Below are 13,286 nucleotides of genomic sequence, written 5' to 3' on the forward strand. Positions count from 1 at the left end.
GGCTGTATCAACGTGATCGATGTGGAAATCGCAGTAGAAAGAAATTTCATCTTTCGTAGAAATACCTGCGTATAAGCAATCTTCTCTAAAGCCAGTTTTACGAACGGCTTGTAAGAAAGTTCCATCATCTCCAACGCTGACGATAGCGTTTGCATTTTTTGGATGATCTAATATGGTAAATCCATTCTCCTCTAAAATACGATATACTGGTTTCATTTTTTCAACGAGCGTTACTTTGTCATCACCATAAAAGAAAAATAAATTGCGACGATTTGCCATTATGTATCCCTCCACTGCAGTTAAATTTTCTAGTCTTAGTGCTGCATATCATCAAAATGTATTCTGAATAATATGCTCAAATAGTATATTTCGATATAAAATGTCAAAATCCCTTTTTATTTTTAGAAAAATTTTTATATTCAATTTTATCAAAGGTTGTTTAATGATGAATAAACTTGTCGATAATGGGTAGGGAGTGAAAGGATGGTAAGAATGAAATGGCTTGTAATTGGAATGATAATTCTTCTACTTTTTATTTTGCTTATACTATTATCGAAAATATCGCTTAAGGTGACGTTTTTATATTCAGAAATGGAAAAACAATGTTTATTTCAAGTGAAAATATGGATGATTCGATATACGTTTGATGTATTGGAAAGAATTGAAAAACARCAGAARAARACRGGRCARAAAATYRAAAAAGCTGARRARGAYGGMGGAATAGATAATAAAATTATGGCACAACTYGATAGCATTGGAGAACTGATAAAAAAGCTTCAAGAAGTTCATACTATTGTTAAAGATTTTCTCAAACGAGTGAAAATCAATAGTTGGAAGTGGCATTCACAAATTGGAGCAGGCGATGCGGCTAGTACTGGAATTGTCACTGGGTATGCATGGGGGACAAAAGGAATGGCTGCTGGAGTTGTAGGACAATATATGCATATTGTCGACGTACCAGAATTTGAAATTACCCCTGTTTTTCAAGGGAAAGGATTTGCATCAAGGTGTGAGTTAACAGCATCTTTTCGTATATTTCGTGCTATAAAAACGGGTATCAAATTACTCACGTTTATGAGAAGACAAAGATCTGGTACGAACGAAAAATCAGTTCAATCATAGGGGGGATATAAAGTGGACCATCCAATTCAAGGTTTAATGACAACTGCAATGCAGCATTTAAAACAAATGACTGATGTAAATACAATTGTTGGTGACCCAATTAAAGCGGCAGATGGAAGTGTAATTCTTACAGTTTCGAAAGTCAGTTTTGGATTTGCTGCTGGTGGAAGTGAATTTGGTAAAGTAGAACATTCAGGCCGTCATCCATTTGGCGGGGGAAGTGGTGGAGGAGTTTCTATTAATCCTGTTGCCTTTCTTGTTATAAATGGAGAAGGTGTGAAAGTATTACACTTAGATAAGCAAACACACGTCATCGATAAAATAATTGAATTAGCGCCACAAGCTGTTGATAAAGTGAAAGAAATGATGGATAAACGAAAAGAAGATGATCCTGAATTTCAAATTTAACGAATAAAGAAGCTGATCAGTGGATTAGCTTCTTTAATTTTTTTGTAAATAAAGCSATTTTATTTGCATTATCGATAGGGACAAACTATCATTTACATTGTACATATTTTGTTTAAAATAAGGGAGGATTTTCAAGTGGCAAACGTAACTTTTAAAGGTAACCCAATGACTTTAGTTGGAACAGAAGTTAAAGTTGGCGATCAAGCGCCAAAATTCCAAGTATTAGCAAATGACTTATCTCCAGTAAGTTTAGAAACATACAAAGGYGAAGTRAAATTAATTAGTGTTGTACCTTCAATCGACACAGGTGTRTGTGATGCACAAACWCGTCGTTTTAACGAAGATGCAGCAGGTATTGAAAACGCGAAAGTATTAACAATTAGCGCTGATTTACCATTCGCTCAAAAACGCTGGTGTGCAGCAAACGGTTTAGAAAATGTTGTAACACTTTCTGATCACCGTGACCTTTCATTCGGTGAAGCTTACGGCTTAGTAATGAAAGAACTTCGTTTACTTGCTCGTGCAGTATTCGTAGTAGATAGCAATGACAAAGTAGTTTACGCAGAATACGTAGGCGAAGGTACAAGCCATCCAAACTATGAAGCAGCATTAGAAGCAGCTAAATCTGCGAAGTAATGTAAATGAAGACGACCTCTCATTAAAGTTTTACTTTAGAAGAGGTCGTCTTTTCTCATGTATTGTTAACTGAACCAATATATGAGAAAAGACGTTACATCATAAACAACTTGAAGGGGAGCTCTTTGCAAGAGGTCGCTTTTTCTTTTGGGAAAAATTTAGATTATGGTATGATATAAGTTATGTGTAAAAGAGAGAAGGAGGAATGTACGTGAGTCAGGCAGTAGAAACATTATTTTCTATTTTTGATTCTTCTACGGTAGTTTTACGTAAAGAATTAGATGTAACATATTTAGAGGCGCTTGTAGAAACAGGTGATAACTTGTTTGAAGGAGCGATTTTACAAGAGGAATTATCCGAATCAACAATTGAACGGTTGAATCGTGAATATAGTACGTTTAATGAAGAAACATATAAAGGGGAAGAAATTCGTAAAGCATTTCAGCTAGCCATTTTAAAAGGAATGAAAGAGGGCGTACAAGCGAATCACGAAATGACGCCAGATGCAGTTGGAATGTTCATGAGCTACTTATTCCATAAGTTTATGCAAGGTCAAAAAGAAATTACTGTTTTAGACCCTGCAATTGGAACTGGTAACTTAATGACTACATTGTTTAATAGCGCCAAAGAAGAACTAACAATGAGTGGATTTGGTGTAGAAGTGGATGAGGTGTTAATTAAACTTGCWTTAGTAAATGCAAATTTACAAAAGCATGCAATCGAATTCTTCCACCAAGATGGACTAGCACCACTTTATATTGATCCAGTTGATGCAGTCGTTTCAGATTTACCAATTGGTTATTATCCAAATGAAATTGTTGCAAGTGAATATACATTAAAAGCAAATGAAGGAATGTCATATGCACATCACTTATTTATTGAACAAAGTGTGAAACATACGAAAGAAGGCGGGTATTTATTCTTCTTAGTACCAAACTTCATTTTTGAAAGTGATCAAGCGCCAAAGCTACATGCATTCATTAAAGAGACATGTTTTATTCAAGGATTATTACAGCTTCCTGTTTCCATGTTTAAAAACGAGAAAAATGCAAAAAGTATATTTGTTCTCCAAAAGAAAGGCCATGATGTAATAATGCCGAAACAGGCACTACTAGTGGAATTACCTAAATTCTCCAACATGAAGGATATGGAGAACATGATGGATCAACTAAATACGTGGTTTGCAACACATAAGTAATGCAAGGTATATGTAACAGGGTTAGTAATTAATGTAGTACAGTTGTATATGATATGTAATATTTTTTAATATATACAAGATTTAACTGAATTTTTTTGAAATCTGTAATATATTTTTTTTCTTGGTGTTACAATTTTTTCACTTGAAATATATGTCGGACGATGTTTAAATTAAAATCGTGAGTATAAAATTTACTAATGATGAAACGTTTTCATATTGAGTGAATTTAATTAGATAAAATCGAGCGGTATGTGGAATGATCCACATAACTACCAAGAGAAAAAGGGGCGAAAGACTAGATGTCAAAAATCATCGCGATTAACGCAGGAAGCTCTTCGTTAAAGTTCCAATTATTTGAAATGCCAAGTGAAACAGTATTAACAAAAGGTTTAGTAGAACGTATCGGTTTAGAAGATAGTATCTTCACAATTACTGTAAATGGCGAAAAACAAAAAGAAATTACAAACATCCCAGATCATGCAGTAGCAGTTAACATGCTTCTGAAGAAATTAACTGAAAACGGAATCGTAAAATCTCTTGATGAGATTGGCGGTATCGGTCACCGTGTTGTACACGGMGGCGAAAAATTTGCTGATTCTGTTTTAATTGATGCTGAAGTATTAGCTGATATCGAAGAATTAAGCGATTTAGCACCACTTCACAACCCAGCAAACCTTGTTGGTATTAAAGCGTTCCAAGAAGTACTACCAAACGTACCAGCAGTAGCAGTATTCGATACAGCATTCCACCAAACAATGCCGGAATCTGCATTCCTATACAGCTTACCATATGAGTACTATGAGAAATTTGGTATCCGTAAATACGGTTTCCACGGAACTTCTCATAAATACGTAACTGAGCGTGCGGCTGAATTATTAGGTCGTCCAATTGAAAGCTTAAGCCTGCTTTCTTGTCACTTAGGTAACGGTGCAAGTATCGCAGCAGTAGAAGGCGGTAAGTCTATCGATACTTCTATGGGCTTCACTCCACTTGCTGGTGTAACAATGGGTACACGTTCTGGTAATCTTGACCCTGCGTTAATTCCATACATCATGGAAAAAACAGGCCAAACAGTAGAAGAAGTAGTTAACGTATTAAACAAGAAGAGTGGTATGTTAGGTCTTACTGGTTACTCTAGTGACCTACGTGACATCATTGCGAAAGAAGAAGAAGGCGACCACCGTGCGAAAGTAGCACTTGATGTATTCGTAAGCCGTATCCACAAATACATCGGTTCTTACACTGCTCGTATGAAAGGTGTAGACGCAATCATCTTCACAGCTGGTGTAGGTGAAAACAGTGCGATTATTCGTGAGCGCGTATTAGAAGGCCTTGAGTACATGGGCGTATACTTCGACGTAAAACGTAATAACGTATTCGGTGAAGAAGCATTCATCAGCTTCCCACACTCTCCAGTAAAAATTATCGTAATTCCAACTGACGAAGAAGTTATGATTGCTCGTGACGTATTACGTCTTGGAGATATTGGTTAATATACTATATAAAAAAAGACGAGATCCTATAGGATTTCGTCTTTTTTCTTTTGGATATAGTTTAAAATTCCATCTGGATATAGCACTTTTTCCTTCTGAATGAAAGCTGTAATGGGAATCCATTTCGCATACGATACGGTTTGCTCATCTTGTATATTCATTTTTTCCATTTCATATAGTGATGTGTCTAATAAGCGTAAAGAATATAGCTGAATGATTTCATGACCAATTTCTCCATCAAGATGAAGGATATTTTCTAAGCAGCCTAAATAATTGTTGATTTCCACTTCTGTGTGAAGCTCTTCTTGAAATTCGCGAATAACAGTATGTGCTGATTTTTCACCAAGTTCAATTGATCCGCCAAGAGGTCGGTAATATGTTTCATCGCCTGTATGATATTCTTGTACGAGAAGGCGACCGTGATGTATAGCAATGCCAAAAGCTTTTGCACGTGGATACATATATAATCACTCCTTATTTATTTTGTATAAGGATGATTATAAGGCAGGGTGTGATAAAAGGTGACGTGTATTTAAGCGTTTGGCCGAATTGTGATGCCATTAAATAAGTCATTCCAAAATGCTTCATTGTACTGGTATATATCCATCACTGGGCATTTTATAACACAAATATTTTGTAATCCCCAATCTTCTTGGGCGATAGTTGGTACATCTTCAGGAATGAGTAATAGGACAGAGAATGTATGTTTAACTATTTGAGATAAAATTTGTTCCAAGGAACGTGCTTCTTCGTATGTTCCTCCCGTTCGAATAAACAATGTGGATTCTGCCGTTTCGATTGTAGTTCAGGAGTCGATTTCATATAGGTTGTCACGKAGTCTTAATTTCGCAKCATCATCCCAAAATGAGATGAAGGATAAGTTTTCGAACTGTAAAAAACGGTCAAATCGATTTTGTAATAATAAATTCACTTTTTCTAATGAAGGGCTTAGCATAAAATCGATAACACCAAAAAATGGTGATAATTCGAATTGATATAAAGCCCAAGCAGGCCAGCAGTTTTGTCCTAAGCTGAATACTGCATTATATTCTTTTTTTATATTGGATAGATTCATGTGATTCATCTCATCCTTTTTGCTAATATTTTATGTCACTAAAAAATGGTATGTGAATAAAGATAGACAAGCATATTTGCAAAGAAGAAGCAGAAATATGTTACAATAGAAAAAAATCGAACGAGGTGGTTGTTACGATGCGATCGAAGCGAGAACAAGCCATTTTAGACAATATAAAAGAGTGGGAAGGGCAATTAGTAGAGCAAGAAGCGACCGATTTTCAAAAGATGTTTGATAAGTGGTTGCATACTACAGTTGCGAAACTGCCTGAGAAAAAACGAAAAGACTTTTTTACGAAAGCAGATGGATGGCTCTTTCATTTGCATGCGCTTATTCAAAGTTCACAATCACAGCTAGATGCACGTAATCGTATTTTAGGAACATCGAGATTATTTGATGAATCGATTGAGCAACTTGAAGATTTGAAGGCGTTATCTATTGATCAATTAACATACATAGCAGAGCAGCAAACAGCACGTCATCGTCTATATTCATTCGTACAAGGCGGAGCAACTGGTGCTGGTGGTTTATTATTATTAACGGCTGATTTTCCGGTTATGATTGCGTTAAATGTGAARGCTGTYCAACTTRTTGCRACATCATTTGGRCATGATGTGAACAAGCCGTATGAAATGATGCTTGCGTTAAAGGTRTTYCAYGCAGCATTATTGCCGGCGAGACTTCAGCAATATGCATGGTACAATTTACTGAGAGAACTCGAACAAGAGGATTCATTCTTCTATGAAGGAGACGAAGCAGTATTAAAGCCAGCTTCTACTGAGGTTGTGTTAAAACAAATTTTGAAGACGTTTTCGATTTATGCTCTTCGTCGTAAAGTATTCCAAGGCATTCCTGTACTCGGAATGGCGATTGGCTCTACAGTGAACTATCGCTTAACGAGGAATGTTACTGAATTTGCAAATAAGTTTTATCAAGTACGCTACATATTAGAAAAAGAAAAGAGAGCATGAAAAAAGCGAGAGGCCGAAGCCTTTCGCTTTTTAGTTTGTCGCATGTTTTTTGGATATTGGAATAGAAACGGGTTGCTTTGCTGCTTTCTTTTCTGTTTTTGGATAGTAAATTAAATCCAATGTTTTTGCCTGTACGGCAATCGAAAGAATAGTAAAAGCAATTTCTGTCCAATTTAAATAATATAATGAAAGCGCAAGAACAATCGCGTCAAAGACGAAGAAAATTTGCCCAATTGTAAACCGAGTTCGTTTACTTAATATAATTGTTAAAATATCGTCCCCACCGGTTGCACCGCCAAATCGCAATATAAAACCGAGTCCAATACCAGCTAACGCACCGCCAACTACTGCAGCTACAAATAAATTATTTGATAAATYKACCGTAAAWGGAGAATAATTTTCCATAAGRGAATAAAATACTCCGAATGAAAKYGAACCTARGAATGARTAGCCAACCATTTTTCTACCTAAAAATGAAGCACATAGTAAAATAATAGGGATATCCATTACTACAGTTGAAATAGATGGTGAAATATCATAAAAATTTTGGATGAATAGTGCAATACCTACAAAGCCACCTTCTGTTAAGTGGTTTTGGAAGTGAATGTGATATAGCGCTGCTGCTAATATAAATGAACCGATTAAAACCATAAAAACTTCTTTAATAATTTGTCGACTTTGGATGTTCCTCATCGTTATTCCTTCTTTCCGTAGTTAGTAGTCCTTTGGTGTTGTAAACTAACTACGAGCTCACATGTAGCTTTCAGTTAGTTTACGAAAAAAACTAACTACGCTATATGTCGCTGAAGAAATAACGAATAATCCTCTCGTCCATCAATTCTCCCTACCTTCGTTTTAGTTTAAGTCTTAAAGCGACTAAACAAAACGGGGAGTAGGATTCTTCATTTAGCAATCCTGCTCTTCTTTGTTTTGTTTAGCTAGTAACAATTAAGTCCTAAACAAAACGCTATGTGTAAGAAGAGTCTTTTTTTTGCCAAATTATCCTTCGGGCAATCATAATTTCCCCACTCTCGTATTTTTTTCGCTAGACTAAAGTATCTGAGCTGAAAAATACGCTACGTGTATGATTCGTCAATACGATGCCACATGCTCCTTCGAGCGATCATGATATCAAAATCCCTTCCTTCAAGATTTATATTATTATATCATACTTTCAAAAAATACATACGGATGGAAACCGACAATAACCGGAGAGAATCTACAAAAATTGTTATGTTTAAATATTTTTGTAGAAAAGTCTAAGTTATTCCGTAGGATTGGACAGTTTTTAGAAGTTTGTCCAATAAGTAAGAAAAGAAGAGTTTTTATTCAATTGTATTGTTCTCGTCACTTTTATCTTTAAAAAATGCATCCCAGCTAATCACACTTAAAAAAGTTAAAGCGATAATAATGAAAGCTCGCATAAGTTTGAGGTCTCCTTTTGTACATAGTATATGAATCATTCACTTTGGAATGTGTCATTTTTTTACAAGTCTTACTTGTTATGAGATTATATTAATATAGGTAGATGAAAGGAAGAGAGAAGATATGCTAAAAGACATGTTTAAAAGAAAAGARYTAAAATGTGTTTCATGTCAGAAAAAGATTGAATACGAAGAAGAGCTTGTTGCGTTTGTGAGGTTGCCGAAAGAAAGAAGTATATTAGTTGGCCCGTTTGATGTATGTTTAGCAAAAACAGCACAAGAAATATATTGTAAATCGTGTTACGACAAAAAAGCATGACCCGAATTAATTGAGGGCATGCTTTTTTCATTGGTGTGCTTTTCCCTCAGATACGTTTTGGGTTAGACGATACCAAAGCCAAAGATCGTTAATAATTGAAGCAAGATCGGCAATTTCTGAATTTAGCTTGCAAGAAATTTCGAAGTCTTCTTCGTTATTTAAGTGGTGTTGTTTAGCGTTAATATGGTGCTCAAGTTCCTTTATGCGATCAGGTATTTTTCCGCGAACTTGCTCCCATTTTAATAAAATAGAATGCTGCGCTTGTTCAGAGATGTCTTCCCATTTTTTTTGTATGTTCGGTACTTCAATTCCTAGATGTTCATTGTATATAAAATACTTTTTCATAGACACCCCTCCATTTTCCTTCCTCTATTTTACATAAAAAAAGAAAGAAGTTCGACGAAATTGTTTGAAAAAATTTTATGAATTCCCCTTGATTCATTTTATGAAAGGTGATAAAGTTTGGATTATTATAAGAAAATATGAATATTTATTCTTTAGGGGGATGCAAAATGGAGAAGAAAAAAGTTGTATTAGCATATTCCGGAGGTCTTGATACTTCCGTTGCAATTAAATGGTTACAAGAGAAGAATTATGATATTATCGCGCTTTGCTTAGATCTAGGGGAAGGTAAAGACTTAGCGTTTGTAAAAGAAAAAGCACTTTCAGTAGGTGCAATTAAATCATATATGATTGATGTTCAAGAAGAATATGCGAATGAATATGCATTGATAGCGATGCAAGCTCACACGTTATACGAAGGGAAATATCCTCTTGTCTCTGCATTATCTCGTCCGCTTATTGCAAAAAAACTAGTAGAAATTGCAGAGCAGGAAGGCGCAATTGCAGTTGCACATGGATGTACAGGGAAAGGGAATGACCAAGTTCGTTTTGAAGTTTCTATTCAAGCGTTGAATCCATATTTAGAAGTTATTGCGCCTGTACGTGAATGGAAATGGTCACGTGAAGAAGAAATTGCATATGCAAAAGAAAATGATATACCGATTCCAATTCATTTAGATAGCCCGTTTTCAATCGATCAAAACTTATGGGGACGCAGCAACGAATGTGGAATTTTAGAAGATCCATGGGCAGCGCCGCCAGAAGAAGCATACGAGATGACGTTGGCATTAGAAGATACACCGAATAAACCAGAGTTTGTAGAAATCGGATTTGAAGCAGGAGTACCGACGACTTTAAACGGCACTGCATATTCACTTTCAGAACTAATTAAAACGTTAAATGCACTTGCTGGCAAACATGGCGTGGGACGTATCGACCATGTAGAAAATCGCCTTGTCGGTATTAAATCTCGTGAAGTATATGAATGCCCAGCAGCAATGACATTAATAACAGCGCATAAAGAACTTGAAGATTTAACACTTGTGAAAGAGGTCGCTCATTTCAAACCGATGATTGAGCAAAAACTAACAGAATTAATTTATAACGGTTTATGGTTCTCACCTTTAAAACAAGCGCTCAATGCTTTCTTACAAGAAACGCAAAAAAATGTAACAGGTACAGTGCGTGTGAAATTATTTAAAGGTCATGCGATTGTAGAAGGGCGTAAATCTGAGTACTCTTTATACGATGAAAAATTAGCAACGTATACTGCCCAGGATGAATTTAATCATGATGCAGCAGTTGGATTCATTTCATTATTCGGTTTACCTACGAAAGTATACAGCCAAGTGAATCAAAAGAAGGTGGAAGCGTGAGCAAACTTTGGGGCGGACGTTTTACAGAAGAAGCGGAAGCGTGGGTAGAAGAATTCGGAGCTTCTATTTCCTTTGATAAGCAATTGGTTAGCCAAGATATAAAAGGGAGTATCGCACACGTAACGATGTTAGCAAAGCAAGGCATCGTTACGAAAGAAGAAGCAGAGAAAATAAAGATAGGGCTTCAATATTTACTAGAGGAAGCGAAACAAAATAAATTGAATTTCTCAGTCGAGGCTGAGGATATTCATTTAAATATTGAAAAGATGTTAATTGAAAGAATCGGTGAAGTAGGAGGGAAACTTCATACAGGCCGAAGCCGTAACGATCAAGTAGCGACAGATATGCATTTGTATTTAAAAGAAAAAGTAGAAGATATTATAAAAGCTACAAAACAATTGCAAACTGTTCTTGTTCATCAAGCGGAAAATAACATTGAAACAATTATGCCCGGCTATACGCACTTGCAACGTGCACAGCCGATTTCATTTGCACATCATATTCTTGCTTACTTTTGGATGTTAGAGCGCGATGTGAATCGTTATGAAGATTCGTTAAAGCGTATTAATATATCGCCTCTAGGAGCAGGAGCACTAGCTGGTACAACATTCCCGATTGACCGAGAATATAGTGCGGAGCTTCTTGGATTTAATGGAATCTATGAAAATAGTTTAGATGCGGTAAGTGATCGTGATTTCATACTGGAGTTTTTAAGTAACTCATCTATGCTTATGATGCACTTATCACGCTTTTGCGAAGAACTTATTTTATGGAGTAGTCAAGAATTTCAATTTATTGAAATGAGCGATCAATACGCAACTGGAAGCAGTATTATGCCGCAGAAGAAAAATCCGGATATGGCGGAACTTATTCGTGGTAAAACGGGCAGAGTATACGGTAATTTATTCAGTTTACTTACAGTAATGAAAGGATTGCCGCTCGCTTACAATAAAGACTTACAAGAAGATAAAGAAGGAATGTTTGATACAGTGAAAACAGTTGAAGGATGCCTTCATATTATGGCAGGCATGCTTGAAACGATGACTGTAAACAAAGAAAAAATGGGGCAAGCTGTGACGCAAGACTTCTCTAAYGCAACAGAAATTGCCGACTATTTAGCAAGCAAGGGAMTGCCGTTCCGTCAAGCTCATGAAATTGTYGGGAAACTAGTTCTTCATTGTACGCAAAAAGGAATCTATTTATTAGATGTACCACTTGAAACGTATAAAGAAATGAGTCCGTTATTTGAAGAAGATTTATATGAAGTTCTTTCACCTTATGCAGCTGTAAAGCGTCGTAACAGTGCTGGCGGGACAGGGTTTGAGCAAATTGAAAAAGCTTTGGAGAAAGCGAAGGGATTAGCAATAGAGTTTGTTGGAAATTGAGAGGTTTATAAGTAGAAGGTAAGGTACTCTTGTTGGGAGGATCTTACCTTTTTTATGCATTAGTTGTCTTTATATTTTTAGGTGCTCACCTATTACTTCATAATTATTCTTCATAATCATAAAATGATGCTTCTCATGAATCGCTAAAAGTTGAATAGATTGAATAAGGTTAGGATAGTGAGCAATCGGATCTAAAAATACGATATGTCCTGCAATATTTTCTTCTATATTTTGAACTAGTTTTTTTATTTCATCTGTTTCACGTGAAAGTAATTCTTCTAATTCTTTTCCACTCATAGAATAATAGATTTTTTTTGAAGGGATTAAAATCCAAGGGGCTTTCATGCCTCTGCCGTGTTTTTCTTTATATTCAGCATAAATGTCATGTATGTCAGTTGCAAATGGGGTGTTTCTTCTTAGTTTGGCATAGGGGATAAGAATGAAAGAGAATTTGATCGCTACTTTTAGCATCCTTGCAATTAAATATAAGTGATAAAAATGTTCTCCAATAGACCACTTTCCATCGTTATGTCGATACCATAGTTGTTCTTGTGATAGTGAATGGAGATGGGGAAGAAACTGATTTCTTTGTACATGTAATGTATGAAAATGTTTTKAGATATTTTCAGATTTCATATTTTGATGTCCTCCACACTTCTTTTTCCTAATTATAACATTTTTCGTATAGATGTAATTAAGCCTAGAGCAATATGTTCTAGGCTTAAAGTTTTACCGATTAATCATACTTGTGTCGATCTTCTGTAATTCGAATGTATTCAATATCCATTAAATCTCGAAGCAATGCACCATTACTTAGTTCMACACCATGTTTYTCTTTAAAATGYKYGCGAATCGTATYTAACATTTCGAGTTCTGTAYCRTTCACATCTAAAATAATACGTTCATRATCWYCCATRWAGMMTCCTCCTTTTCTAAACACATATATTTTGTCCGTCTATYYCTAAAAAATGTATGTTAATGTAATGTTAGGAAATAAGAAAGGAATGGAAAATGAGACGTATTTATTTTGTAGGGTTAATTTTGTACACATTAATTGTGCTACATGTGGCATTCCCATCAATATTTTCATTTGGGAATGTAGAAACAGTGCATGTTGCGATAATTATCTTTACTCTATTTGTAGTAGATTGCTTTATTTCGATATGGCTTTCGAAAAGAAAAAATGTACAAGATAAAAAAGAAATTGAACGAAAAAAGAGAAAACGTTCATTTTGGATGATGACGTATTGTTTTTTATTAGTAATCACGGCTGCTTTTGCAAGTGAGCATATTCCGCTAGAAAGGTTAAATATCGAATTTTGGGCAATTGTATTTGCATGTTATTTTTTCATGCATTTTCTTCCTTATATGAAAGAAAAGCGAGGGGAAGAGGAAGATCCGATTGAAGAAAAAGCGAGAGAACAAGAGAGTAAGAGAATTGAAGAAGAAATAAAGAGACTTGGAGAACAAAAATGGTATTTAAAATCTAAAATCATATATGTTCTTTGCTTCATTACGCCGCCAATCGGTTATGTGT

15 protein-coding genes and 2 pseudogenes are annotated in these 13,286 nt (G+C 35.5%); 10 read left to right on the top strand and 7 right to left on the bottom strand.

What is annotated here, in order from left to right:
• Positions 1-279: pseudogene (gene ppnK / locus AC1DJR_RS11965) on the bottom strand (NAD kinase); the annotation flags it as partial.
• 204 nt (positions 280-483) lie between these two features.
• Between ppnK and AC1DJR_RS11970 the strand changes: the two are divergent.
• The 5 genes from AC1DJR_RS11970 (at position 484) to ackA (ending at position 4,857) form a co-directional block, all read left to right on the top strand.
• Complete coding sequence (locus AC1DJR_RS11970) at positions 484-1,122, top strand: DUF2953 domain-containing protein (protein WP_477002689.1); 639 nt, start codon at positions 484-486, stop codon at positions 1,120-1,122.
• Between the two features lie 12 nt (positions 1,123-1,134).
• Positions 1,135-1,530, top strand: coding sequence for a GerW family sporulation protein (ytfJ, locus tag AC1DJR_RS11975; RefSeq protein ID WP_000350005.1), 396 nt, complete (start codon positions 1,135-1,137; stop codon positions 1,528-1,530).
• Between the two features lie 135 nt (positions 1,531-1,665).
• Positions 1,666-2,166: a thiol peroxidase gene (gene tpx / locus AC1DJR_RS11980; protein ID WP_060752076.1), complete on the top strand. Its 501-nt coding sequence runs from the start codon at positions 1,666-1,668 to the stop codon at positions 2,164-2,166.
• A 211-nt stretch (positions 2,167-2,377) separates the two neighbouring features.
• Positions 2,378-3,364, top strand: a complete 987-nt coding sequence (locus AC1DJR_RS11985; protein WP_477002690.1) for a class I SAM-dependent methyltransferase — start codon at positions 2,378-2,380, stop codon at positions 3,362-3,364.
• A gap of 299 nt (positions 3,365-3,663) precedes the next feature.
• Positions 3,664-4,857 carry an acetate kinase gene (ackA, locus tag AC1DJR_RS11990; protein ID WP_060752077.1) on the top strand — a complete coding sequence of 398 codons (1,194 nt, stop codon included), beginning with the start codon at positions 3,664-3,666 and terminating at the stop codon, positions 4,855-4,857.
• Between the two features lie 26 nt (positions 4,858-4,883).
• Here the strand turns inward: ackA and AC1DJR_RS11995 are convergent, their stop codons facing one another.
• Entirely contained in the window at positions 4,884-5,318 is a 435-nt protein-coding gene (locus AC1DJR_RS11995) for an NUDIX hydrolase (protein WP_429688037.1), read from the bottom strand.
• A gap of 71 nt (positions 5,319-5,389) precedes the next feature.
• A pseudogene (locus tag AC1DJR_RS12000) lies at positions 5,390-5,932 on the bottom strand (DUF1796 family putative cysteine peptidase).
• A 137-nt stretch (positions 5,933-6,069) separates the two neighbouring features.
• On the opposite strand from AC1DJR_RS12000, the gene AC1DJR_RS12005 reads away from it, so the two are divergent.
• Positions 6,070-6,903, top strand: a complete 834-nt coding sequence (locus AC1DJR_RS12005) for an EcsC family protein (protein WP_477002691.1) — start codon at positions 6,070-6,072, stop codon at positions 6,901-6,903.
• Between the two features lie 30 nt (positions 6,904-6,933).
• Here AC1DJR_RS12005 and AC1DJR_RS12010 read toward each other — a convergent pair whose 3' ends face one another.
• On the bottom strand, positions 6,934-7,596 hold the full coding sequence (locus AC1DJR_RS12010; protein ID WP_477002692.1) for a YitT family protein: 663 nt from the start codon (positions 7,594-7,596) through the stop codon (positions 6,934-6,936).
• A gap of 855 nt (positions 7,597-8,451) precedes the next feature.
• On the opposite strand from AC1DJR_RS12010, the gene AC1DJR_RS12015 reads away from it, so the two are divergent.
• Positions 8,452-8,646, top strand: a complete 195-nt coding sequence (locus tag AC1DJR_RS12015; RefSeq protein WP_429688039.1) for a hypothetical protein — start codon at positions 8,452-8,454, stop codon at positions 8,644-8,646.
• A gap of 27 nt (positions 8,647-8,673) precedes the next feature.
• Here the strand turns inward: AC1DJR_RS12015 and AC1DJR_RS12020 are convergent, their stop codons facing one another.
• Positions 8,674-8,991 (bottom strand): hypothetical protein, encoded by a 318-nt coding sequence (locus AC1DJR_RS12020; protein ID WP_002015540.1) that lies wholly within the window; start codon positions 8,989-8,991, stop codon positions 8,674-8,676.
• A gap of 167 nt (positions 8,992-9,158) precedes the next feature.
• On the opposite strand from AC1DJR_RS12020, the gene AC1DJR_RS12025 reads away from it, so the two are divergent.
• Together AC1DJR_RS12025 and argH are read left to right on the top strand one after the other, a co-directional pair.
• Entirely contained in the window at positions 9,159-10,364 is a 1,206-nt protein-coding gene (locus AC1DJR_RS12025; RefSeq protein ID WP_429688040.1) for an argininosuccinate synthase, read from the top strand.
• Positions 10,361-11,749: an argininosuccinate lyase gene (argH, locus tag AC1DJR_RS12030; protein ID WP_477002693.1), complete on the top strand. Its 1,389-nt coding sequence runs from the start codon at positions 10,361-10,363 to the stop codon at positions 11,747-11,749. Before AC1DJR_RS12025 ends, argH begins: the two co-directional genes overlap by 4 nt.
• 69 nt (positions 11,750-11,818) lie before the next feature.
• On the opposite strand, the gene AC1DJR_RS12035 is transcribed toward argH, so the two are convergent.
• Together AC1DJR_RS12035 and AC1DJR_RS12040 are read right to left on the bottom strand one after the other, a co-directional pair.
• Complete coding sequence (locus AC1DJR_RS12035; protein WP_477002694.1) at positions 11,819-12,385, bottom strand: DinB family protein; 567 nt, start codon at positions 12,383-12,385, stop codon at positions 11,819-11,821.
• Between the two features lie 100 nt (positions 12,386-12,485).
• A complete protein-coding gene (locus AC1DJR_RS12040; RefSeq protein ID WP_477002695.1) occupies positions 12,486-12,665 on the bottom strand; it encodes a ProA domain protein in 180 nt (59 codons plus the stop codon).
• A 95-nt stretch (positions 12,666-12,760) separates the two neighbouring features.
• Here AC1DJR_RS12040 and AC1DJR_RS12045 point away from each other — a divergent pair.
• Positions 12,761-13,286, top strand: a 526-nt coding sequence (locus AC1DJR_RS12045; protein ID WP_477002696.1) for a hypothetical protein, incomplete at its 3' end; no start/stop codon positions are given.

The sequence above is a fragment of the Bacillus sp. 05T31 genome (assembly GCF_056396725.1).